Genomic DNA, 23,589 nt, shown 5'->3' with positions numbered 1-23,589 from the left:
ATCCCTAGATTGACTTTAAGATTTTGCATGGGATCTTGCTTGTGCGAGGTTGTGTGATTTTATACTATACAAAGGAGCTGGAGCGATGAGGCGACAAATCTGGTCAAATCGACTCACATATATTCTTACCGTGGCAGGCGCGACGATAGGCTTTGGCGCGACTTGGCGCTTCCCATATCTTGTGGGCGAGCATGGCGGAGGCGCGTATGTGGCGGTGTTTGTGCTGGCAATGCTGTTTGTGGGGATTCCTATTATCCTTGTGGAAAATGTCATCGGTCGCCGTGCGCATACAAATTCAATCGATGCCTTTGGTGTGCAGGGTAAGCATAAGGGGCGAATCGCAGGATTCTGGAAGATCTGTGGTTATATGGGGGTGCTCGGGGCGTTTGGGATTCTAGCGTATTATATGGTGATTGGCGGGTGGGTTATCTCCTATATCGCGCATATTGTGCGGGGTGTGGTGGGTGCTGTTGCTGATGGTGGTTTGTCTGGTGGGCTTGATTTAAGCATGCCACTACAAAAGGCTGCGGCGCTGGATTTTTATGAGTCTCATATCAATAACACTCCGTGGCAAATCACGCTCTATACGCTGGTTTTTGTCGCGATAAATTGGCTTATCCTGCGCAAGGGGGTTATTGATGGGATTGAACGATCTGTCAAATATCTTATGCCCTTACTTTTGCTCTGCTTGCTGCTTATGGTCGCGCGCAATCTCACGCTAGAGGGTGCGATGGAGGGCGTGAAATTCTATCTTGTCCCAGATTTTAGTGCTATTAGCCCAGAGCTATTTTTGTATGTCATTGGTCAGGTGTTTTTCGCACTTTCACTTGGATTTGGCGTGATGATCACCCTTTCTTCGCACCTTGATAAGCAAGAAAACCTTATCAAAACCTCGCTTTTCACAGGTGTGATCAACACTTTCATCGCCGTGCTGGCTGGGTTTATGATTTTCCCCTCACTCTTTAGTGCTAATCTTGCGCCAGATTCTGGTCCATCATTGGTGTTTAAAGTTTTGCCAATCGCATTTTCACACATGCATTTTGGGAATCTCTTTGCTATTGTGTTTTTTACCTTGCTGCTAATTGCTGCGCTCACCACTTCGATTACGATTTATCAAGTCATCATCGCCGTGCTTGAAGAGAAATATAAACTTCCTAGTAAAAAGGCTATAAATTATACGCTATTGGGGGTTTTTGTGCTGGGGAATATCCCATGTGCGCTTAGCTCCTCGCTGCTTGGCGATGTAAGTATCGCTGGCAAAAGTGTGTTTGACTTTTTTGACTTTATCAGCGGGAATATTTTATTTGTGCTAACTGCACTTCTAGCGAGTATTTTTGTGGGCTTTGTGCTCAAAGATGAAGCGATTGAAGAGCTATCAAATGGCACTTCTGCCCCGCGCTGGTTGCTTAAAGGCTGGTTTTACTATGTGCGCTATTGTATCCCGGTGCTTATTATTGCGATTTTCATCGGCGGACTTTTAGACATCAAGCCAGAATCTAAGCCCAAGCCTGCTCAATCTTCTCAAGCTACGCAAATGGCTCAAGTCTCCCATGCTTGAGTAGTCAAGCCTAAGTAAGGCGCGCAATGTCCAAAAAACCCTTAGAATCCATGACAAACAAAGAGCATGAAGCACTTATAGAGCGTGCGCTTGAGTTTGCCAAGCTCTTGCAGCAGGGTGCTCGAGGCTCTTTCTCTAAAAAAGAAAAAACTTCTACAACAAAATGCGCCATATTATCGAAAACCCCCAATCTCAAGTGTTATTTACCAAGCTTTTAGAATCAAGCATGCGCGCTGGAGGGGGTATGGCGCATAATTTTGAGCTCATCGCTAAAATCCTGCGACGATATAGCTTTGGGGATTTTTTCACATGGCGTGAGAAGCTCGTGCTTTTTGTATTTTTGCGCGTGGGGCGGTATGTCCCCCAGCTTAGTGTGTCTATGTTCCTGCGCCAAATCCACAAGGATTCTCAGCCTATGCTTCTGCTGCTAGACTCATTTGATGAGCTAGAATCTAGTGCCAAATCCCAGCATGGCTTTTTGTGTAATTTTCACTTCATCGCTAAAAGTGCCTTTAGCAATGCTATTATAGAAGAGAATCTCGCTCGTGTAAAAGGCGCGCTGGACTCTCCCGCGGTTTCACACATTAGCATAAAGGGCAGGGCATTTTACCTGCTAGGGACAGAGTTTGCGCGTATGCAGGATATGCTATCATCAAAGTGCCAAGCGGGCATGCTAGCAATGGATTCTCGCGCAAGATTGGCGGGCGAAATTTCCTTTGGCAGTTTGTGCAAGCTACCCAAATACAGCCAGAAAAACAATTCTCTCAAAGTATTATCGAGCAGAGATTTAAGCGTCTTATCGCACAGCTGCAGCCAGAATCCACCCAAGAATCCACGAGAGTAGAAGCTCTAAAAGCCGCACTTCAAAAGGCTAAAAGCTATGTCTATCATCGCGAGCATGAGTTTAAGCTCACGCATGAGTGCGCAAGTGGCGAGCAGTATTGTGCATATCTCATTGCGTATGTCCCCATAAACTCACTTGTATATCGCGTGAGTGGGATTGATAGTATGGAAGATATGCTTGGAGTGATTTTGGGCGCGCAAGCTTCTGGAGCTGGGCTTGTGGTGAGTTATGAGGATTCTAGTGAGGCGGAGTTTGTTGCAAAAAATGCAAGCAAGCTTGGGCTTGTGGCGGAGTTTGTGCGCGAGGGGGCGATGAAGTGTGTCGCGCGTTTTTCTGGGGCTGATTGTGTGCGCTATCATGGCGGAGATTCCAGGGGGCTTGATATGAGCGATTTAATCTATCGCGAAGCAGCCAAGCAAGCCAAGCCTCTTATCATCAAGCCTCCGCTAGAGAATGGGCGCTACGAGCTGCTGTGGTATTACAAGGAGCGAGTGATTTCCATAGCTAGAGCAGAGCTATTGTATGTAAGATAGATGGCTAAAAGTTTGTCTCAAAAGTGGGAATCCAGAATGTATCCCTACACATTAAACCGGAAGTGCATTACATCGCCATCTTGGACGATGTAGTCTTTCCCCTCGGTGCGCATAGCGCCAGCTTCTTTGGCTTTTGTCTCGCCTCCGTATTTGATAAAGTCTTCATAGGCGATAGTCTCTGCACGGATAAAGCCTTTTTCAAAGTCTTTGTGAATCACGCCTGCGGCTTTTGGCGCGCTATCACCCTTTCGAATCGTCCATGCGCGCACTTCTTTCACCCCAGCGGTAAAATAGCTAATAAGCCCAAGTCTCGCAAAGCCCTCTCTTATAATCTGCTCTAGCCCGCTCTCTTTTACACCAAGACTTGCGAGAAATTCCGCTCGCTCTTGCTCTTCAAGCCCCACCATTTCTTCTTCAATTTTTGCACAAAGCTTAATGGCAATCGCCCCTGTTTTGCTAGCGTGTTCGCGCACTTTTGCCACAAAGGCATTATCAGCTTCTAGCTCCTCTTCGCTCACATTCGCGCCATAGATGATTTCTTTGTTTGTGAGAAAGCGCAGCTCTCTATTTAAGGTGATAAATGCCTCATCTTCGCGCTTGCTAAAGGTTTTCACAGGTGCATTGGATTCCAAATGCGCGAGCAGTTCTTTGGCGATTGCTAGCTGGGCATTTGCGCCCTTTTGGGCTTTAGATTCTCGCTCTAGCTTTTCAATGCGTTTTTGCAAACTTGCCATATCAGCAAAGAGAAGCTCAAGCTCGATGATTTCAATATCACCGATTGGATCAATGCGCCCCTCCACATGCGTGATATTAGAGTCCTCAAAGCAGCGCACAATATGCAAAATCATATCCGCTTCTTTAATGTTTGCTAAAAATTGATTGCCTAGCCCCTCGCCTTTGCTTGCCCCACGCACAAGCCCTGCGATATCCACAAACTCAACCACAGAGTGCTGAATACGCTCTGGCTGCACGATTTTGGCAAGCTCGTTAAGCCTAGAATCTGGCACAGGCACGATGGCTTTGTTTGGCTCAATGGTGCAGAAAGGATAGTTTGCTGCCTCTGCATTTTGCGCCTTTGTGAGCGCGTTAAATGTCGTGGATTTGCCTACATTTGGTAGCCCTACAATCCCAATTGAAAGCCCCATGCTAACCCCTGCTCACTAAGTCGCGCAAGAACTGCACACCAGCACGCACACCCGCTCCGCTCGCACCATAGGGGTTGATATCCCACTCTTTTTCGACAAATGCAGGACCAGCGATATCGATATGTAGCCATTTCTCCTTATACTCCTCGCGGATAAACTCCCCTAAGAACATTCCAGCACTTATCGCGCCACCATAGCGCGAGGTGCTAACATTGCTTACATCAGCGATTTTGGATTCTATGAGTTTTTTGATATGGCGGTTGAAAGGCAGTCTGGCGACGAGCTCGCCAGACTCTAGTGCGCTCTGCTCAAATGCTTCTTGTAGGGCTTGATTATACCCCATAATCCCGCTTGTGTATTCGCCAAGCCCCACGACACACGCACCTGTGAGCGTAGCAAAGTCAATCAAAATATCGGGCTTTAAATCCTGTGCGTAGCTTAGGCAGTCTGCAAGCACGAGTCGCCCTTCCGCATCGGTGTTGCGCACTTCGATACTTTTGCCCTCCCGCGAGATAAGCACATCATCAGGCTTATACGCATTCCCGCCAATCATATTTTCTGCCATACCCATGATCCCATGCACTTCTATGGGGAGCTTTAGCTTGGCTATGGCATTCATAATCCCTAGCACCGCGCATGCCCCACTTTTATCGGCTTTCATTGTTACCATGTAGTCTGCTGGTTTGAGGCTTAGCCCCCCGCTATCATAGGTGAGTCCTTTGCCCACTAGCACGACTTTTTGCTTGGCATTTTTGGGCGCGTAGCTTAGGTGGATAAGGCGTGGGGATTTATTTGAGGCTTTTGCCACTGCGAGATATGCGCCCATTTTTTCTTTTTTGAGCGCGTCTTTTTTTAGGATTTTGCACGAGATTTGCAGGGCTTGGGCGTGGTCTATTGCAGTGTGGGCGATGTATTTTGGCGTGGCTATTTGTGGTGGAGTATTGACAAGATCACGCGCGATATTTACAGATTCTGCGAGAATCTTAGCTTCTTCAATGGCGGCTTCCAGTGCTTGGGCGAGCTGCTTTGCGTGGTCTTGCTGCTTAGATTCTGCAGTCTCTAGGCTTATGGCGATGTGGCACAGGCTTAGAGACTGCTTGTCTGCTTTAAAGGTATCATAGCAATACGCCCCTAGCATTGCTCCTAGCGCAAATTCCGCCATTATAGCAGTCTTTGCGCTAGCATTGGGGATTCCTTGCTTCTTGGATTCTTTGCTAGATTCTGGGGTATAAAAGCCAATCTTTGCTTTTTTGAAAGGATATGACCTAAGGTAGCGCACAGCCTGTGCCCCAGCTTCGCGCACGCAGTCTTTATCGAGCTGTTTTATTGGGAGATAGAGCGTTTTTGCCTCTTGGTGGAGAAGTGGCATATCTGCTTTGTAGGCGAGAGATTCTAGGAAGCTTTTGTCAATCCACTTATGCTTGAAGTTTTTATCGATAATAAACACAAGCGTGATGTCAGCTTCGATATGTGCTAGTGAGTCTTTGTGGGTGGAGAATTTTAGCATGATGTGTCCTTTGTAGCGATTGGTTTAGTGGATTTGGTTTTGAGCTGGGTTTGGAGCTTGTCGATCCTTTTGTCGATTTTTTGCGTGCGCGATGAGAGAAACCACCACGCCGTGCCAATAAGCGCGCAGGCAAAAATGATAAAGATGTAGGGGTGGGATTTGAAAAGCTGCAAGAGCTCAAGAATCTTATCGCCCAATATCCACGCTAGCAGAATCGTAATGGCTGCCCACACCCACGCGCTAATGAGATTGATGATCGCAAACTTCAGCGCAGAGTAGCGGGTAATCCCTATGCTTATGGGGATAATGGTGCGCATGCCATACATATAGCGCTGGATAAAAATAATACTCCAGCCGTATTTTTGCAAGAGCAAATGCGCTAGGGCTAGCTTGCGACGCTGGCTGGCAAGTCGGGTTTGGATATAGTTGCGATTAAATCGCCCAATGTAGAAATAAATTTGATCGCCTACAAATCCCCCAAGCCCTGCGACAAAAATCGCAATCCACACATTAAGATGCCCAGTATGACTAGCGATACCGGCAAATATCAGCCCAAGCTCACCCTCTAAAATACTCCAGCAAAACAAAATCACATAGCCCCAATCTGCGACATAGGTATCCCAGAGCGTGATGATGGCTTCTTCAAGTGAGAAATCTGTGCTTGCCATGTAGTAGATAAGCGCGATAATGATTCCGCCTAGAATCCCCCATGTAAGCAGCATTTTGGCGTGTTTTTTGATAAAGAGCATTTAGCAGTCCAAAATAGCAATGAAATTTGTTGTGAGATTTTTTTCGCCATGAAGCTCGAGTAAGCGGACAAGGAAGCATGCCTCAATACATTCGCCACCAGCTTGCTTGATAAGCTCCACGCTCGCTCGCGCAGTCCCACCTGTAGCTAGTAGATCATCTACGAGCACGACACGAGGCTTCTCGCCTTTAGCTAGCGTGCTAGCAAAGGCGTCTTGGTGGATTTCTAGCGTGTCGGTGCCATATTCTAGGGCATAGTCTTGCGAGAATGTTTTGTAAGGGAGCTTACCCTTTTTGCGCACGGGGACAAGCCCAACGCCAAGCGCATACGCGAGCGCTGCACCAAAGATGAAACCCCTAGATTCTATGCCTACGACATGTGTGATATGCTCATCTTTATAGCGCTCGTGCCAGAAGCTAATAATATTATGCAAGCAGCTGGCATTCTCCAAAATCGTGGTAATGTCATAGAACAAAATTCCGGGCTTTGGGTAGTCTGGGATTTCGCGTAGATTCTCGCGTAGCTGCGCGGAAAGTGCCTGAAGTGTGGGGGTCATGCTGGCTCCTTTGAGTTTGATTGATATTGATCGCTTTAGAGTAGGGCTTCGATTTTTTGCTCGAGATCCTTGATGCGCGCGCGGTATTTATCTGTCTCGACACGATATTGGGAATTACGCTGTTTGAGCGTTTTAATCTCATTGCGCAGGGAATTCATCTCTTGGGTTAGGATATCGATATTCCCCAGCGCACGCTGAAGCTGAAGCTGGTGCTTTTGGATAAGGATTTCAGCCTCTTGGAGCGTGAGTTTCATCGCTGCGGCATTGCGCTCCTCTTTTTGTGCGACAGATTTATAGAACATGGTTTTAGCCACCATATAGAGGACAAAAAGAACAAAAATCGTGCCAGCAAACCACTTTAGCGCCAAATCCATTGCCTAGTCCTTTTTGATTATCTCCGCTTCGATTTTCCCGACACGGCAGCTGTGTCGCCCGCCTTCAAACTCCGTGGTGAAAAACGCTTCAAGCATGGATTCTACCTCGCCTTCCCCGCTGATACGAGCGCCAAGGCAGAGGACATTGGCATCATTGTGTGCTCTGGTGATATGTGCCATGTAGGCGCTTGTGCAAAGAGCAGCGCGGATACCAGGGAAGCGATTAGCGCTCATGCTCATGCCTATCCCACTACCACAGATGAGAATCCCTTGATTGGATTCTGGGCTCGTAGCAGGTGTAGTGCTAGATTCTGTCCTAGAATCTAGCTTGGATTTTGCATTGGCTTCAAGGAGCTTTTGGCAAAGTAGCTTGGCGTAGTCTGGATAATCTACGCGCGACTCACTCTCCACGCCTAGATCACAGACTTCATATCCGTGTGCCTCTAGCCACTGCTTCACAAAACCTTTAAGTATAAACCCCGCATGATCTGAAGCGATAAAGATCATTTCTGCACCTAGCCTAGTAAAAATTGCAAAAGCATTGTAACAGGATAAAATAAAATTCTCGATAAACCCGGGATAAATAATAGGATAAAAATAATAAATATCCCAAAAGGCGCGATAGATTCTAGGAGTCTCGCTAGCTTGAGCCAGCCAAATTTCAGTGCGACAAAAAGCAGCGCGCGCGAACCATCAAGTGGCGGAATAGGCAGGAGATTAAACACAAAAAGCAAAATATTATACTGCACGAGATAGAGTAGCAGCAGTGTAGCGATTGCGCCTGCATTGCTATCAAGCTCGATGATTCCGCTTGTAAGCACTAGTGAGCAGGCAAAAGCCAGGGCTAGATTATATGCCACGCCCGCAAGTGCCACGCCTGTGGCAGCAGAAAATCCGCGCGTGCGTATAATATGCTCGATATCCACAGGCACAGGCTTCGCCCAGCCAAAGAGAAAGGGCGCTTGAGTGAGATAAAGCACTCCTGGCAGGATAATCGAGCCAAAAAGATCGATATGGCGCAGAGGGTTTGGGCTTAGGCGCTTGGCATCTTTGGCGCTAGAGTCTCCATAGTGATACGCCACAAGCCCATGCATAATCTCATGCCCTATGATACTGATAAGCAGAGCAATGATCATGCAGCAAAGTTTTATCAGCTCTTGTGTGCTTAGTATATCGCCCATGGGATTATTTCCTAGCTACTCTGTGGTATTTGCACAATCATTGTTTGGAGTATTCTTGATCGATTGAGTTGGATTTGCGCGCTCTTGCTTGCTCCTCGATAGAATCCATACCTTTAAACATTCGCTCCCAGCGCACGCTATATCGCTGCTTTGGGTTGTTTGGCGCATCGGCTTCAAGGCTGCCTGTGAGATTCATACTAAAATAGATAAACCATGGCTGACCGATGATGTTTTTATACCCCACACTCCCCCAGAATCGAGAGTCCTCGCTGTTATTGCGATTATCACCTATCATAAATGACTCATCTTCTGGAATCTGCTTGTAGAAATATCCAATCTGCCCATTTTTGATTCTAGGCTCCATGGCGATGGCGCGGTCATTTTGCGTGTAGTCATAGGGCGAGCGATTGGCGATGAGCGCGCCTGTGTAGCGCTGCACCATCTCCAAGAAAGCTGAAGAGCCCTCATCGGTATTGATTCCATGATGCATAGCCGCAAATGGATCGAGCGCGAAAAGCTTGCCGCCCATCTCCAGAATCTGCCTATCACCAAAATGCTCGCGCACATAGTCATTGCCCTCTTTAGGGTGGAGATAGAGACCATTTGGCGTGAAAAGCACTTCATCGCCACCCGTGGCGAACACACGCTTGACGAAATAGGTCTTCTCTACATGTGGGGGGATAAACACTACGATATCCCCTCGTTCAGGGCGAGCCCCCTCGATTACATGTCCATTGCCTTTAAAGTCGGGAAAAACAGGCAGCTCAATCCATGGGATTCTGGGGATTGGGATTCCGTAGCTGAACTTTTTCACAAAGAGAAAATCTCCCTCATAGAGTGTGCCGACCATAGAACGCGATGGGATTGTAAAGGCTTGTGCGACGAAAAAAATGAGACCTAGCACGATGACAATCGTCCCCGTCCAGCTCGAGCTAAAGCGTAGTAATGCGTTGAAAAAGGCTTTCATTTGTATCCTTTATGATTTAGTGGATTCTGGGATCAATCTCCCCAACATACTAGCACGCCAATATTTAGCATATTTGCAGCGTGCTTGGGAAAACCTACCCCAGAATCTCCATGTGGGATTTTTAAGGGGTTGCGCTAGATTCTAGCAGGCGATAGGCTTTTAGCGTGTTTTCTAGCAAGCTTGCTATTGTCATAGGTCCCACACCTCCTGGCACAGGCGTGATGAAGCTGCACTTTGGCGCGACTGCTTCAAACTCCACATCTCCTACCAGCGCACCAGATTCTAGGCGGTTTATCCCAATGTCAATGACAATTGCCCCCTCTTGCACCATATCTGCGCTAATGAGATTTGGCTTGCCCACGCCCACACAGATAATGTCTGCTGCGCGCGTGTAGGTGCTGATATCTTTTGTGTGGATATGGCAGAGACTTGTTGTCGCACAAGCATTGTTCATGAGCGCGGCAAGCGGTTTGCCTACGATATTGCTCGCACCGATGATTGCGACATTTTTGCCCTTGACATCGATATGATAATGCTCGAGTAGTCGCATGACTCCAAGCGGCGTAGCAGGTGCGAATGCGCGATCTATCTCGGTGTTGCACTGGATTCTACCGACATTGAGCGGGTGGAATCCATCGACATCTTTATGGGGCGAGATGGATTCTAGGATTTTGGTAGTGTTGATATGAGAGGGTAAGGGGAGCTGGACGAGCAAGCCATGCACACTTATATCGTGATTTAGCCGCTCTATGTGCGCTAGAATCTCACTCTCCTCTACATCATGAGAAAACCGCAGCACCTCGCCTACAATCCCCACTCGCTCGCAAGCTTTGGCTTTCATACCTACATAGGCATGCGAGGCTGGGTCATCGCCCACAAGCAGCACCACAAGCTTCGGTGCGCTTGGGAGCTTGGTTATGATGGATTGGAGTGTATCTTGGATTTGGAGGGAGAGGGATTTGCCATCTAGTAGGGTCATAAGCGCCTTTCACTTGTGCTAAAAGTGTGCTATTATACCCGCAAAACCTTAAAGGCAAAATATGCGAGCAGAAAGCCACACAGCCAAACGCCCCAGAATCTACAATCGCTTTAGAGTGTTCTTGCGTCTTGGAGTTTTTTTGCATATATGTGCGTTTGCCATGTTTCCTAGTCTCATTTTCGCACAGCAAGAGCAATACACGCCAGAGCAGCGCGAGGAGATAGAATCTAGCCTGCACGATGATAGTTTCATCACACCGCAAGAATATGGTGCAAATCTCTATGAGAATCCGCGCGGGATAGGCTGCGTGAAATGCCACGGGCGCGATGGCGAGGAGAATCTGCTTGCCTCCTACACCCACAAAGGCAAGCAAAAGCACATCATCGCTCCGCGTATCAACAACCTTACTTTTCCTGCGTTCAAAATCGCTCTAAGCAAGGATAATGGCGTCATGCCCCGCTACAATCTCACTGATGAAGAAATAAATGCAATCTACCTTTACATCACCTCGCGCAACAAGACTTTTCGCTAGCATGACTTCGCGTTGGGCTCTCTGGCTTGGGGGATTTAGTCTTGCGCGATAAATTGTAAAGACTAGTGCTTAATATCTAGCTATGGAATCTTGTTATACAATGCCAAGTTTAATGGGTAACACATAAGGAAATAATCATGAGCTCCCTAGCACTAGCACTGAAATACCGCCCCAAGCGATTTTGCGATCTTGTCGGGCAAGAAGCCGTATCTCAAACGCTCTCCATGGCACTGGATAAAGACCGCGTCGTGCATGCGTATTTGTTTAGCGGACTGCGCGGTAGCGGGAAGACAAGCTCGGCTAGAATCTTCGCGCGCGCCTTAGAGTGTGAGCAGGGACCCACAAGCACGCCTTGCGGGGAGTGCGATATTTGCAAAGCCACGCTGGAGGGGAGAAATATCGATATCATGGAGATGGACGCGGCGTCAAATCGCAGTATTGATAGTATCCGCGATCTCATCGAGCAGACCAAATATGCCCCCACCATGTCGCGTTTCAAGGTTTTTATCATCGATGAAGTGCATATGCTCACCAAAGAAGCCTTTAATGCGCTGCTAAAGACACTTGAAGAGCCTCCAGCGTATGTGAAGTTTATCCTAGCTACCACCGATCCACTAAAGCTTCCTGCCACAATCCTAAGCCGCACGCAGCATTTTCGCTTTAAAAAAATCCCGCACAAAGCCGTCATCGCGCATTTGGAGATGATTTTAGAAAAAGAGGGCGTGGGGTTTGAGCCTGGCGCGCTTGATATTATCGCACGCAGCGGCGGGGGTAGCCTGCGCGATACGCTAACACTCACTGACCAGGCGATAAACTACTGCGACAAATACCTGACAATCCCCCAAGTAACGCAAATGCTAGGGATTGTAGATCCTAAAAATCTCCAAGATTTTTTCGCAAGTATTATGCACGATGATGAGCAAGCGATTGTGCGCTGCCTTGAGGTTCTTGGCGAGTATGAGTGCGAGATGATTATTGATGAAATGCTGATTTTTCTTAAAGACATGCTACTTAGCAAGTCCAAAGATTTCCCGCTATTGCTTATCGATAGGTTTTTGGGGATTTTGAGTCAGGCGAAATCTCTCCTGCACCTAAATCCCGATGGTGCTTTTGTCCTGCTGCTCATAAGTCTAAAAATGCGCGAAGCTATGAAGCTAAAAGATATTAGCGATGTCATCGCGCGCCTAGAATCTACGCCCGGGATTTTTACTGCGCCAAATGCTGGTGTGGATTCTGGTGTGGATTCTCTGGGTGCTAGCAATGCAGGCGGTGGTTTGGGCGTGCTAGAGTCTAGTGCAAAATCTAGCAATACAGAATCGAGTAAAGCAGAATCTAGCGAGGCGGAGTCAAGGGGCTTTGACGCGCCAGATTCTGCGCAAGTGGCTGGTGCGCTAGATTCTGGCGCGAGTGCAGGGGCTTTGGATTCTAGTAGCACAGCGCCCGCGGCTACAACTGCCCCGGAGTCAAGTGCGCTTAAAACCCATGCCCCACAACCCCAAGCACAAGAGGACTTCCATACAAATTCGCCCCAAAGCCCTAGCGGAAACAGCGCCCATCAAGCGAGCTCACAGGCGATTTATCAGCAGGCATTTGCCACACTTGTGGCAAAAATCGCTGATCGCTCCTATGAGCTTGGAGAGGCGTTTAAGCGTTCGGTGCATTTTGGGCAGTTTGTCCCAGCACCTACGCCCAATACTCCTAGCACATTGTATTGGTGTAGCAATGGAGATGAGGCAGATCGCGCTGTGCTACGGCAGTATTTCGGGCTTATACGCGAGTTTGCCAAAGAAGTCTTCGCGCCAGATACAGAGCTTGTGATAAAAAATCTCCAGCCAGAATCCAAAACAGAGTCCAAGCCAGAATCAAGCGCAGCGCCTAGTGTAGATTCTGCGCCAAATATCGCCACACCTATCTCTACGCAAGATCACGCACAAGATCACACGCAAGCCCCTGCACAAACGCAAGCCCCACAGCCCGCGCCAGAATCTAGCATAGCCAAATTTAGCACCCCAGAATCTAGTGTGCCAAGCCCCAGAGATTCCGCGCTAGATTCTGGAGAGCCCACCAATCCTCCAAGTCAAGCGCCTATCACGCAAAAAGATCTCATTCTCCACAGCATGCAAGAAATCCGCCCAGATCATATTGCCCCAGAGATTTTGAACGAAGTGCCATGGAGTCGCGACAAGCTCGTCCAAACTCCCGCTCAAAATCCAGCCCAAACTCCAGCTGGTGGCGCGGATAGCGGGGCTTATGCCAATCCTTCTGCGCCAAGCCCAGAATCTACCAGCTCCACAAACGATACTTTCAAGCAAGAAAACCACGCTCTTATCCAAGGTATCAAGCAGCATTTTGGTGCTACAAGCATGCGAGTGGAGCATAATGGCGCATAAACTGCATGCGCGTCTATGCGCAGGGCAAGGCGAGCTAGAATCTATCGCGCGCGATATTTTGGACTGCAATCGCCCTATCATTATCCTAAGTGGCGAAGTAGGCAGTGGCAAAACAACGCTCACCCAAGCACTGCTTACCTGCCTGCGCGCACGAGAGTCCGCAGCAAAGCCCAGCACGCAATCCCATAGAGAATCTAACGCGCAATCCAGCCCAGAGTCTCTAAGTCTAGATTCTAGTGCGAGTGCTACTTCACCCACTTTTAGCCTAATGCACGACTATGGCGGAATGTATCATTATGACTTATACCACCGCACAAGCGAAGAAGTGCTGCAGCTTGGGCTTTTAGACTGGCTTGGTGAAAAGGGACTGCATTGTATCGAGTGGGGCGAGAATCTAGTGGATATGCTCTTAGAGAGCGGGTTTTCGTGTATGGTGGTAAAGATTTTGACCCTAGAATCTAGCCTGGATTCTAGGGGGGAATTTAGCAAGCAAGATTCTGGAGAATCTAGAATCTACGAACTCTATCTATAAGCTCATTTTGCGCTTGTTTCACGCGCGGTATGTGAGTTTGGGCGGTGTGTAGGTGAGCTTGAAAAGTGCGCGGCGTAGCTGGATAGAGTTTCTATACAGAGGTTTTAAAAGCCTCCAGCTAGTAGGTATGGCTGCCCCCCCCTTACCGGCTCTTTGTTAATCGTCCTGGCACTTCCATCGGGGTTTGTGATTGTCGAGGCGCTCGAGGTAGCTTCGTCCTCGGTGATGATAAAGGGCTTGTAGATGATATTATCCACACCATGACGCGCGACAAACTCCATAAAAATATCCACAGGACTATCCCAGCACTCTTGCGCGAGAAATGCACGAGCTGCGTGCGGTGTGATGTAGTAGCCTTGTGTGCCATTGGTGTTTTTTAGAGAGTAGTGGTAGGGAGAATTGCTGATTTGATAGATATATTTATCGCGCTTCCTATCAAGTGTATAGAAGCGCACGAGCCCAAAATCTGTGCGCGTAATATCTTGTAGCGCACTTAAGAAATGCGGCGCGAAGCATACATCATCTTCTAGCACGATGATTGGCTCATCGCGCTCCGCACACTCCTGCCACAATCGATAGTGCGAGGCATAGCAGGCGATTTCGCTATCGATGAGGATTCTGCCATGCCAGAGAAAGCATTTGCGCGCGCTAAATTTCTGCTTGTAGCGCCAAAACTCTTCACTCCTAGAATCACTCGCAGCGAAAAACTCCCACTCCAGTCCAAGCTCTGTGAAAAGCGGATTGCGTGCTAGGGCTTCTAGGCGCGCTTGCATGCGTTTGCGGCGAGTTGCAGAGCGAGCGAGATTGATGACAAATAGCTTCATGTGCGCTCCTTGGTGCGTTTGTGTGTTGCTCTACTGGATTGGGGCTATTTAGCGAAGCGCCATTATAGCTGATTTTGTGTAGGCGCATGGGGCGGATCGCTTGCAAAGTGGATTCTAGGGTGGGCTCTTTTTCTATCGCTTGTAAGTGTAGTGAAGCAATCCATAAAAAAAGTGGATTCTAGGGTTTGCTGATAGATTGCACGCTGGTTTGAAATTTAAGTCATAAGAGTATAAGATTGCGCAAAATCACGCGCATGATGAGCGGTATAGCAAGTGTCCAAAGCAGAATCTCTAAATCTTAGTCCAAGGAAGCAAAGTGTCAAAATCCCAAACCCCACCAGAAGCAGCAAACCATACGCCACAAGCTGGTGTTGATCGCCCTTTGACTCATGTGCTTGAGGCTAGACACCTTGCCAAACACATCAAAAAAACCAAAATCGTCAATGATGTCTCCATAGAAGTCAAAAGCGGCGAGGTCGTAGGGCTGCTGGGACCAAATGGCGCGGGGAAAACGACGACATTCTACATGATTTGCGGATTATTGCAGCCAAGTAGCGGTGAGGTGCTGCTTGATGGCAAGAGCCTTGCAAAGCAGCCTCTACACAAGCGCTCCAACATGGGGATAGGCTACCTGCCACAAGAGTCAAGTATCTTTAAAGATCTAAGCGTGGAGGACAATCTCTTTCTCGCAGCCGAAGCGACATTCCCCTCTAAAAAAGCCCAAACACACAAAATCGAGCAAATGCTAGAAGCCTTTAACATCGAGCCAATCCGCGCGAGAAAGGGGCTAAGCCTCTCTGGCGGGGAGCGGCGGCGTGTGGAGATTGCGCGCGCGCTTATCAAAGAGCCAAAGTTTATTTTGCTAGATGAGCCATTTGCCGGGGTGGATCCAATCGCGGTGATTGATATACAAAAAATCATTCAAACCCTCACAGGCATGGGGATTGGCGTGCTTATCACTGATCATAATGTCCGCGAGACACTCTCTGTGTGCGATCGCGCGTATGTGATCAAGTCTGGCACACTGCTAGCTAGCGGAAATGCGCAAGAAATCTATGAAAATGCCCTGGTGCGAAAATACTACCTAGGCGAACATTTCAAAGCATAGGTAAAAGTGTAGGGCAGTATGGCAGTAGCAGGTGGTGCGCGACTTCGGCAAAATCTCAAAGGCAAGCTCTCCACCACGCTAAAAAGCTGGCTACCGATTCTGCAAAGCGATTTGCTCGAGGTAGAAGACATCTTAAAAGACTATGCCAAAGAGAACCCATTCCTCTCGCTTCAATCGCCACTTAGCAAGGACTTTAGCTCGACATTTCGCTCCCTGCCTAGAAACAATCTACCAAAAGCTGGGATCACGGACAAAATCGAGCAGCTCACAATCGCAGAGGAGAGCTTGTATGAGCATTTGTATCGCCAAATCGCTCCGCCACTTTTCCCAACAGAGCTTAGCAGGGTGATTGCATTTGATATTATCGAGGGGATTGGCGCAGATGGGTATTTTCAAGATGATAGTGCGCAAGCTGCTAGGCGACTGGAGATAAGCGAGCAAGAGTATGAGAAAGTGCGTAAGCGGTTTTGCTTCTTAGAGCCGCGTGGTGTGGGCGCGCGCGATGTGATTGAGAGCTTTTACTTCCAGCTAGAATCCAGCGAAGTAGATAACGAGACCTACGCCCTCTGCCAGAAAATCATCGCCGAGCTTGATATGCACCATAAATTTAAAAAACACCCCCGCTACAATGAAGCCATGCACACAATCCGCAGCTTCAAAAACCCCCCAGCACTGGACTTCGCGCATGAGGACGCCTACAAGATTCCAGATATTTTCGTCCATGAGGAAGAGGGAAGTATCATCGTGCGCACCAATGATGAGTGCTACCCGATAATCGAGCTTGATAGAAGTGCGATAGAGCAGAGACTGCTAGATGGTGAATTTACTCCAAACAAGCACTCCAGCGACGCGCAAGCCTATATCAAATCCAAAGTCAAAGAAGCAAAAGACCTAATCGACGCGCTAGAAATGCGCAAGGCTACGATTAAAAAAGTGGGGCTTATGATTGTGGATTATCAGTATGAGTTTTTCATGGGCGGGGAGATGAAGCCCATGAAGCTAAAAGACATCGCCCAGGAGCTAGGCTACGCGCCAAGCACGATTTCACGCGCGATTTCGAATAAATACTTAGAGTGCGGTCGCGGGGTGTTTGCGATTAAAAGCTTTTTCACTACGGCGATTGACGGAGATGTCAGCAATGCGTCGATCAAAGATTTTCTCCTAGAAATCATCAAAAACGAGAATCGCAAAAAGCCTTTAAGCGATATTAAGATTCTCTCCATGATTGAGGAGCGATTTGGGCTAAAAATTGTGCGCCGCACGATTACCAAATATCGCCAGCAGCTCAATATCGCCAGCTCAAGCGAGCGCAAAAGGCTCTATGAGATAAGCGTGTAGGCGATCTGCTTTTATTGTGGATTGCTTTGCCACGCTTACAAAGGAGCAGCCCCGCTACCAGAATCTACCAGAATCTACCAGAATCTACTTGCCACTCTATGGAATCGCCTTTATTGTAAAGCGTTTTTTTTTTTTTTTTGTATAATCGCGCAATTTTTAAGGCATTCAAGGCACTACCGCGATTTTGTGGCAAATATCCGCACAGAGACAAGGAGAGATGAGTGAGAGGCTTGCGTATTTCCATAGCACTATCCGCCCTGCTTTTAGCCCAGACACAAGCTCAAAATATCTATATCGATACCTTTTTCTACCGCGATTTTTTGGACCTAGGGCAGAATAAGGGGGCGTTTGCCGCTGGGGCACAAGGCGTGGTGATAGAGTCCAGCAAGCAGCCCGGCGTCTCTGTGCGCTTTGAAGCCCCTATCATCGATCAATCCGCCAGAAGCAATAACGGCAATACCACTTCCCTTGGACGCAACTTCGTCATCACCGCCACGCATGTCGCAGGCAGTAGTGGTGATAGTAATAATCCACTTGTTAATGCACAAAATCCGGAGCTAAGACGCTGGGGGCAGACAACTTATAGTATGAGTGCAAACAATAAATCCAACAATTATGGCTATGATGTAACTTTCGCTCGGTTTAATAAATATATCGTAGAGGGCGAGACAGAAATCTTTGACGCGGGACTGCAATCCGATGCAAATTATACTTCTGGCAATATCGACAAACAAAAAGAGCAGCAGAATCTACAAAATCTAAAGAAATATCTAAAGGAGCATGCGACAGACTCTAATGGCAATCTTATCGTGTTTCAAGCAGGCTCTGGGAAATTGGGGCTTTTTAATGCGCCAGGCGGAGGGTTTAAAGACGCTGGGATCGCTGCGATTACCGGGACGCGTGGCGGGAGCTTCAGCCGCCCTGTTGATATCAATGGTGGAATCACCTATGAAGACTCAAAGGCAAATGAAAATATCAATGCTAGGGGCATACAGCTTATAGAATTTACCGATCTTGATTGGGTAAATTTTATTACTCCAGGCGATAGCGGAAGTGGATTCTACATCTATGATAAGACGAAGCAAAAATGGCTACTACTTGGCGTAACTTCTAAGGCGGATTTGGTAGCGGGTGGTGGGGGTGCAGTGGCAGTGGCGACAAAGGCGGATTTTGAGAAGTTTAAAAAGGAAAATGAATGGGAGCTTGATTTAGAGGGAGATCAAAATTGGAGCTATGAGAAAAAACACGGAGAGACTGCGAAATTTAAAAAAAATGGGAGTAACGAAAAAGAGCTGCAAACAAATAAAGATGTAGTCTTTAGCGGTGGTGGGAGTATTGATGTAAAAGCGGATATGGATTTGCTTGTGAGTAGTGTGGGTGGGCTTGTGTTTAAAGCTAAACAAAATAATGGTAGCAATGAAACAATCTATAAAATCACAAGTAGTGGCACAAATAGCACAAATGGCAATAAACCCTTTGGCTTTAATGGCTCTGGGCTAGATATTGAAGAAAATGTCAAAGTAGAGTGGGGGCTAGGCTTTATCAAGGGTAATGGCACTGGCGATAAAAGGGGTGTCAATGACGCCCTGCATAAAGTGGGCAAAGGCACATTGGTCATAACCACAAAGTATGATACGCCGCCAGATGATGGCAAGTATGGCTACTTGCGCGTGGGCGATGGGAAAGTGGTGTTTGATACAGAGTCTCAAGCCTTTAATGGCGTGTATCTCACAAGTGGGCGCGGGACTTTGGAGCTGGTAAATGGCAAGGCGCAAGCCTTTGGCGCGATTAAAGATACTTCACAGCTAGATTCTACGCTCCCAAATCACTTCATACTAAACCAAGAGCATAGAGATAAGCTAGGAATCTACTTTGGCAATGGTGGTGGGAATCTCGACCTAAAGGGCAATAGCCTCACGCTCAATGCTATCTCTAGCAATGACGCGCGCGCGAATATCATCAACACTGATGAGAAACACACAAGCACGATGACTATCGAGGGCTTGGGCTACGATAAGGAGAAAAATAAAACGCAAAGCAAAGCTGACACCATTATCCACGCGAGCTTTGGGCAAAGCACAGATTCTAAACAAGACAACTCAAGCACAAATGGGAATCTAAATCTTGTCTATAAAGGCGATGAGAAAGCTGCTACTGATGAAAACAAAGCCGCACTCGTCTTTGACGGCAATGTCAATGCCAAGGGCTTGCAGGTAGATAGCGGCAAAGTCGTGCTACAAGGACACCCCACAACCCACGCGTATATACGAAATCAAGATATAACGACAAACTTGGGAAAAAAGAATTTTTTAAAACTCGTTATAAAAGCCGAGGGCAGCAAACTGCCCGACTGGATGGACCTAAGTCGCCCAAGCACACTAGAGCAGCCCGACTGGGATCACAGAGTGTTTAAAATCGGTGAGATTAACTTGCAAAGCTCAAGGCTTGATATAGGGCGTGAGGCGACTTTGGAGGGTAAAATCAAGGCAGATTCTAGCTCGGCGATTAACTTTGGCGGAGATATAGACCACTACATCGATAAAAAGGACGGCGAAAACACCACGGGCAATGGCTTTGAATACCAGCAAGAAGTGAGTAAGAATAAGCTAAAAGAAGCAACGCAGAAGCTTGCCAATCAAACTATCCACTTCAAAGGCAGCATTGACGCCACAGGCACGACAATAAACTCACACATTTATGACTTCAACGCCAAGCTTGATTTGAAAAATAGCGCGAAGCTTAATGCAGATTTTCTAACGCTTGATAGAGAGGCGCACGCAAACGGCGCGATTTTAAAGCTTGATAACAGCAGTGCAAATGTGAAAAATCTTATTTTCAAAGGGCTTAATGGCGCTGCGAATGACATCATAAATATCACAGGCAGCTCGAGCCTTAAGGTTACAGAATCTCTAGGCTTTGAGAAATCGACTTTTGATTTGAAAAATCTTAGCTCTATTGGTGGAAGTAGCTTCACAAAGCCCACAAACTACGATATTTTTGTCAAAGATAGCTCCAAGATCACAGGAGATAGCACAGACATCACTGGCAATGTCGGCGTGATGGGTAAATCTACCCTTAGCCTTAAGTCCATAACGCTGAAAGATATTAGCACGACAACGGGGGCAGAATCTACACAAGCACAATCCACCCCAGAATCTAGCAAGCATAAAAACTCTATTCTCGTAGATGGCAAAAACTCTAGCCTAAGTGTGAGCGGCAAGATTAGCTCACAAGCCCAAGATGATACGCTGATTGTCGTCAGTGGATTTAGAGAGACCACAGCCGGTGGCACACGCGATAGAGTAGAGGGGCAAAGGCAAGAAGTGGTGCATTCCGCGACCCTGAAAGCCACAGACGGCATAGAGCTACAAGGCACAACGCAGCGCGGACTCAATCAAGCTTGCGAAAATGGCAAGTCTGGCGTGGGCTGCTTTGCTGATAAAACTATGCAGGGCAAGGTTAGCAATATCGTGCTAAGCACCGGAGGCAAGCTAGACTCTAGCCTTAAGGCGACAAATTTACAGCTCAATGTCGATGTGGATAAGGATTCTAGCTTTTTGGGCAGTGGCAAAACTTTGGAATCTAATGCTTCAAGCGTGGCATTAAACTTCGAGCTAGGCGGAGCAAAGCAGCAGGAGTTTGACATCACCGCCAAGCAGAAAAGCCACATCACGCTAAGTGCGCACGCTAAAGAATCTTTGGCAAAGGATTCTAAAGCCTTTGAGCAAGCCCTAGAAGCCTCGCAGTATCAGGGCAAAATCACCGCAGATGACTCGCAAATAGATTCTACCCTAAGCAATATCACCGCAAGCGTGGATCTAAAAAACGGCGCGAAGCTCACAACCAGCGGAATCCTAACGCTCAAAGATACTTTCAACAGCATTAAGCTAGATGGCAAAGATACTGCCCTTAATGTCGGCACGATTATCGCGGAGAGCTTGAAAAGCCTTGCTCTAAGCGTGGGAAGTGAATCGAAGTTTAATGTTACAAACTTCGTGTTTAAAGGCGGAAATGTCAGCAGTAATCAATTCTATGGGCAAAATGTCTGGCTACAAGAGAGCGCGCAAGTAACGCTTGCAAATGGAGGCACGCTTAATCACAATCTCTACATCGATAGCAAATCCACCTTTAGCACCACGCCAAATGAAGCGATACTAAGCGGGGGCAAAAAGCTCTCAATCGGCGGAGAATCTAGCTTTAGCATAGCTGGCGGCAATGGGACTCTGGGCGTGAATGAAAGCGGAGATACCATAATCCAAACAGAAATAGGCTCAAAGCTAGAGATTAGCAAGCTCCTAGCCCAAGGCGGAAGCAAGGTAATCATCGCGCTAGATTTGGACAAAGTGGAAAAGGACTCTAGCGCGCAAAAGCCCGCAAGCCAGCAGAAAAACTTCAGCATTGAAGCCCAAAATGGCAGCAATGTCTATGTCAATAGCTGGGATATGAATCGCGCTGGGTTTGATAATGGTAAGACAAGCCTAACTACTGATGAGAATTCTAGAATCCACTTTGGGACACTAAAGCACGATATGGCACAGGCAAACTACATCGCCCAGCCCATCAAGGCAAATCTCTCTATCTCCCAGCACCTAAGCCTAGAGAATGTCGGCAAGCTTACAGCAAGTGCCGGGAACAAAGCCGCGCCAAGTGGCACAGCTACAAATATGATGACTAGAGAAATCACAAGCGAGCAAGCCCCCACGCCCACCAATCAAGTAGAATCTAACTCCGATCCGCTAAAGCTACAAGCACAAGCTGGCACGAGTGATGATAGATTCCACGCGCTAAAGCTAGAGGGCAACACTATGCAAGGCGGCGAAGTGCAAAACACGGGCAAAAATCTCACCCTAGAAAATGGCACGCGCATTGATGTCAAGCTTGATCAAAGTATCAAGGCAGATTCTAGTGGCGACAAGCCCGGCGACTTCCAGCTCAATAAATACTACACGCTTATTTCTGCCGGGAGCATTACGGATAATCGCACAGATAAGAGAATCTACTTTAGCTTTGCGGAGGGTAGCACGCCGCTCTACTGGGTAACGCTTGTGGAAAATGGCGAGATCAAAGTCAAATTTACCACGCAAGATCCAAGTAGCTACGATGAGCTAAAAAACTATATCAGCGATGATAAGCTGCTAGAAATCCTAATCCAGCATAACCCCAAAGACGACTTTATCCAAATGGCAGGCACGGCAAACCAGCACAAAGAGCTAGATGGGTATCTAGCGCGTATCGATAATGACTTAGGCGAGATAGCACACCACAGCGAGCTAGGCTTAAGCGATCAAATCTTGCTCGCCAATGACCAGAGTATAAACGCCAGAATCGCCCAAGTCCAATACGCGCAAAGCCGCTTCAATGCTACGCCTCTAGCTGGGCTCGCGCGCCTTGCCAGCAATGATAGCAAAGATATCGCCCTAGCTCTAAAATCTGCCCAAGAAGCTGCCCAAGCCGCCAAAGAAGCGAGAAAGAAAAACGGCGCGTGGCTAAGTGTGGCTGGAGGGGGCTTTGCCAAAGGTGGGGAGAGCAAGGCGGCTATGGGATTTTATGGCACAAATGTGGGCTATGATAGGACATTTAGCTTTGGTGATGATAGCTTGATTATCGGGGCTATGGCTGGGTTTGGCGGCTCAAACTACTATGCCCAAACGCTTAATGACATCGCCAAGGTTGTGAATCTAGGACTCTATGGGCTCTACCAAAAAGGCGGCAATGAAATCCAAAGCAACCTATCTTTTAGTATGATTATGGGCGAGCGCGCTCTAAGCGGCGTGCTAGGGAGCGAGAGTCTCAAGGCAGACTCACTAGGGCTGCTCTCACACACCTACTACAAATACCGCTTCGTGCTCAAAAAGGGCGAGAGATTTGACTCTATACTAAAGCCTGTGGGGCTGCTAAGTGTGGGATACAATGGTATAGGCGCATACACAGGGACAAACTACAAGCAGCACGCACTAAACGCCTTTAATCTAGGGCTAGGAGCTGGGGTAGAATACGCCCTACTTGGCAGGAAGCAGTCCTATACGCTCTCTTTCCTTGCTAGGCAGAATGTCTATAGCTCCGCAAATCAAATCTTTGTAAGCCTTAGCAATGCGCAAAACTCTATCGGCTATGAGCTAAATCCTATCAATCTCACTTTCCAGCTAGGCTTGGTGGGCAGCGCGCAGCTGGGGCGTGGATTTACCCTGCAATATGGGCTAGCTGGCGTGGCAGACATCAAGGGCGGCTATGGTGGCAAGGCAGATGTCAAGCTAGAGTATAAATTCTAGCTTGGCTTGCACCGAGCGGCAAAGCGTGGCTTCTTTGGCAATCTACACAATATACAACACAAAGCACAAGCCTAGAATCCTCGTTTTACACTAGCAGCGTTTTCTCTCACTTGCGAGCAAGCGCGATAGCGGTTGCGAAGTAATCCATGAATCAAACACTAGAAAATCCCAAAATGTGAGTGAGCGGTAGGCGGAAGTAAAACA

The 23,589-nt window shown here is 47.7% G+C and carries 19 protein-coding genes; 9 read left to right on the top strand and 10 right to left on the bottom strand.

Annotated elements, in window-relative coordinates; all coding sequences use genetic code 11:
- Positions 1-85: 85 nt before the first annotated feature.
- From Q0171_RS02760 to Q0171_RS02750, 3 genes are all read left to right on the top strand, one after another.
- A complete protein-coding gene (locus Q0171_RS02760) occupies positions 86-1,558 on the top strand; it encodes a sodium-dependent transporter (protein ID WP_299326538.1) in 1,473 nt (490 codons plus the stop codon).
- Positions 1,559-1,584: 26 nt separating this feature from the next.
- Positions 1,585-1,776 carry a hypothetical protein gene (locus tag Q0171_RS02755; RefSeq protein WP_299326536.1) on the top strand — a complete coding sequence of 64 codons (192 nt, stop codon included), beginning with the start codon at positions 1,585-1,587 and terminating at the stop codon, positions 1,774-1,776.
- A gap of 439 nt (positions 1,777-2,215) precedes the next feature.
- A complete protein-coding gene (locus Q0171_RS02750; protein ID WP_299326534.1) occupies positions 2,216-2,935 on the top strand; it encodes a hypothetical protein in 720 nt (239 codons plus the stop codon).
- Between the two features lie 44 nt (positions 2,936-2,979).
- Here the strand turns inward: Q0171_RS02750 and ychF are convergent, their stop codons facing one another.
- The 9 genes from ychF to folD form a co-directional block, all read right to left on the bottom strand.
- Positions 2,980-4,080: a redox-regulated ATPase YchF gene (ychF, locus tag Q0171_RS02745; protein ID WP_299326531.1), complete on the bottom strand. Its 1,101-nt coding sequence runs from the start codon at positions 4,078-4,080 to the stop codon at positions 2,980-2,982.
- A 1-nt stretch (position 4,081) separates the two neighbouring features.
- On the bottom strand, positions 4,082-5,587 hold the full coding sequence (locus Q0171_RS02740; protein ID WP_299326528.1) for a leucyl aminopeptidase: 1,506 nt from the start codon (positions 5,585-5,587) through the stop codon (positions 4,082-4,084).
- On the bottom strand, positions 5,581-6,336 hold the full coding sequence (locus Q0171_RS02735; RefSeq protein WP_299326525.1) for a DedA family protein: 756 nt from the start codon (positions 6,334-6,336) through the stop codon (positions 5,581-5,583). Before Q0171_RS02735 ends, Q0171_RS02740 begins: the two co-directional genes overlap by 7 nt.
- Entirely contained in the window at positions 6,337-6,891 is a 555-nt protein-coding gene (gene apt, locus Q0171_RS02730; RefSeq protein WP_299326522.1) for an adenine phosphoribosyltransferase, read from the bottom strand. It abuts the gene before it with no gap.
- 35 nt (positions 6,892-6,926) lie between these two features.
- Positions 6,927-7,265, bottom strand: coding sequence for a hypothetical protein (locus tag Q0171_RS02725; protein ID WP_299326519.1), 339 nt, complete (start codon positions 7,263-7,265; stop codon positions 6,927-6,929).
- A gap of 3 nt (positions 7,266-7,268) precedes the next feature.
- A complete protein-coding gene (locus tag Q0171_RS02720) occupies positions 7,269-7,772 on the bottom strand; it encodes an RpiB/LacA/LacB family sugar-phosphate isomerase (RefSeq protein ID WP_299326516.1) in 504 nt (167 codons plus the stop codon).
- A gap of 8 nt (positions 7,773-7,780) precedes the next feature.
- Positions 7,781-8,446, bottom strand: coding sequence for a site-2 protease family protein (locus tag Q0171_RS02715; protein ID WP_299326513.1), 666 nt, complete (start codon positions 8,444-8,446; stop codon positions 7,781-7,783).
- A gap of 37 nt (positions 8,447-8,483) precedes the next feature.
- On the bottom strand, positions 8,484-9,413 hold the full coding sequence (lepB, locus tag Q0171_RS02710) for a signal peptidase I (protein WP_299326510.1): 930 nt from the start codon (positions 9,411-9,413) through the stop codon (positions 8,484-8,486).
- Between the two features lie 121 nt (positions 9,414-9,534).
- Positions 9,535-10,392, bottom strand: a complete 858-nt coding sequence (gene folD / locus Q0171_RS02705) for a bifunctional methylenetetrahydrofolate dehydrogenase/methenyltetrahydrofolate cyclohydrolase FolD (protein WP_299326507.1) — start codon at positions 10,390-10,392, stop codon at positions 9,535-9,537.
- Between the two features lie 61 nt (positions 10,393-10,453).
- On the opposite strand from folD, the gene Q0171_RS02700 reads away from it, so the two are divergent.
- From Q0171_RS02700 to Q0171_RS02690, 3 genes are all read left to right on the top strand, one after another.
- Positions 10,454-10,924 carry a c-type cytochrome gene (locus Q0171_RS02700; protein WP_317279202.1) on the top strand — a complete coding sequence of 157 codons (471 nt, stop codon included), beginning with the start codon at positions 10,454-10,456 and terminating at the stop codon, positions 10,922-10,924.
- A 137-nt stretch (positions 10,925-11,061) separates the two neighbouring features.
- The gene (locus Q0171_RS02695; protein WP_299326505.1) at positions 11,062-13,314 is read left to right on the top strand and encodes a DNA polymerase III subunit gamma/tau; all 2,253 of its coding nucleotides are present in this window, start codon (positions 11,062-11,064) and stop codon (positions 13,312-13,314) included.
- Complete coding sequence (locus Q0171_RS02690) at positions 13,304-13,846, top strand: tRNA (adenosine(37)-N6)-threonylcarbamoyltransferase complex ATPase subunit type 1 TsaE (protein ID WP_299326500.1); 543 nt, start codon at positions 13,304-13,306, stop codon at positions 13,844-13,846. Before Q0171_RS02695 ends, Q0171_RS02690 begins: the two co-directional genes overlap by 11 nt.
- Positions 13,847-13,950: 104 nt before the next feature.
- Here the strand turns inward: Q0171_RS02690 and Q0171_RS02685 are convergent, their stop codons facing one another.
- Complete coding sequence (locus Q0171_RS02685) at positions 13,951-14,670, bottom strand: glycosyltransferase family 25 protein (RefSeq protein WP_299326497.1); 720 nt, start codon at positions 14,668-14,670, stop codon at positions 13,951-13,953.
- 391 nt (positions 14,671-15,061) lie between these two features.
- On the opposite strand from Q0171_RS02685, the gene lptB reads away from it, so the two are divergent.
- The 3 genes from lptB to Q0171_RS02670 all read left to right on the top strand — a co-directional run bounded on the left by lptB (position 15,062) and on the right by Q0171_RS02670 (position 23,385).
- On the top strand, positions 15,062-15,778 hold the full coding sequence (gene lptB / locus Q0171_RS02680; RefSeq protein ID WP_299326754.1) for an LPS export ABC transporter ATP-binding protein: 717 nt from the start codon (positions 15,062-15,064) through the stop codon (positions 15,776-15,778).
- Positions 15,779-15,796: 18 nt separating this feature from the next.
- On the top strand, positions 15,797-17,116 hold the full coding sequence (locus Q0171_RS02675) for an RNA polymerase factor sigma-54 (RefSeq protein WP_299326494.1): 1,320 nt from the start codon (positions 15,797-15,799) through the stop codon (positions 17,114-17,116).
- Between the two features lie 221 nt (positions 17,117-17,337).
- Entirely contained in the window at positions 17,338-23,385 is a 6,048-nt protein-coding gene (locus Q0171_RS02670) for a S6 family peptidase (RefSeq protein ID WP_299326491.1), read from the top strand.
- Positions 23,386-23,589: the final 204 nt, after the last annotated feature.

It is taken from the genome of uncultured Helicobacter sp., assembly GCF_937906905.1.
GTDB lineage: Bacteria > Campylobacterota > Campylobacteria > Campylobacterales > Helicobacteraceae > Helicobacter_B.
Note: the sequence above shows the minus strand (reverse complement) of the source record. Positions and strands in the feature narration are given on the sequence as shown.

Excerpts from the sequence above, each read along its gene's own strand:
- Q0171_RS02760 (WP_299326538.1), top strand. The coding sequence starts at position 86 with ATGAGGCGACAAATCTGGTCAAATCGACTCACATATATTCTTACCGTG.
- Q0171_RS02755 (WP_299326536.1), top strand. The coding sequence starts at position 1,585 with ATGTCCAAAAAACCCTTAGAATCCATGACAAACAAAGAGCATGAAGCA.
- ychF (WP_299326531.1), bottom strand. The coding sequence starts at position 4,080 with ATGGGGCTTTCAATTGGGATTGTAGGGCTACCAAATGTAGGCAAATCC.
- Q0171_RS02740 (WP_299326528.1), bottom strand. The coding sequence starts at position 5,587 with ATGCTAAAATTCTCCACCCACAAAGACTCACTAGCACATATCGAAGCT.
- Q0171_RS02735 (WP_299326525.1), bottom strand. The coding sequence starts at position 6,336 with ATGCTCTTTATCAAAAAACACGCCAAAATGCTGCTTACATGGGGGATT.
- apt (WP_299326522.1), bottom strand. The coding sequence starts at position 6,891 with ATGACCCCCACACTTCAGGCACTTTCCGCGCAGCTACGCGAGAATCTA.
- Q0171_RS02725 (WP_299326519.1), bottom strand. The coding sequence starts at position 7,265 with ATGGATTTGGCGCTAAAGTGGTTTGCTGGCACGATTTTTGTTCTTTTT.
- Q0171_RS02720 (WP_299326516.1), bottom strand. The coding sequence starts at position 7,772 with ATGATCTTTATCGCTTCAGATCATGCGGGGTTTATACTTAAAGGTTTT.
- Q0171_RS02715 (WP_299326513.1), bottom strand. The coding sequence starts at position 8,446 with ATGGGCGATATACTAAGCACACAAGAGCTGATAAAACTTTGCTGCATG.
- lepB (WP_299326510.1), bottom strand. The coding sequence starts at position 9,413 with ATGAAAGCCTTTTTCAACGCATTACTACGCTTTAGCTCGAGCTGGACG.
- folD (WP_299326507.1), bottom strand. The coding sequence starts at position 10,392 with ATGACCCTACTAGATGGCAAATCCCTCTCCCTCCAAATCCAAGATACA.
- Q0171_RS02700 (WP_317279202.1), top strand. The coding sequence starts at position 10,454 with ATGCGAGCAGAAAGCCACACAGCCAAACGCCCCAGAATCTACAATCGC.
- Q0171_RS02695 (WP_299326505.1), top strand. The coding sequence starts at position 11,062 with ATGAGCTCCCTAGCACTAGCACTGAAATACCGCCCCAAGCGATTTTGC.
- Q0171_RS02690 (WP_299326500.1), top strand. The coding sequence starts at position 13,304 with ATGGCGCATAAACTGCATGCGCGTCTATGCGCAGGGCAAGGCGAGCTA.
- Q0171_RS02685 (WP_299326497.1), bottom strand. The coding sequence starts at position 14,670 with ATGAAGCTATTTGTCATCAATCTCGCTCGCTCTGCAACTCGCCGCAAA.
- Q0171_RS02675 (WP_299326494.1), top strand. The coding sequence starts at position 15,797 with ATGGCAGTAGCAGGTGGTGCGCGACTTCGGCAAAATCTCAAAGGCAAG.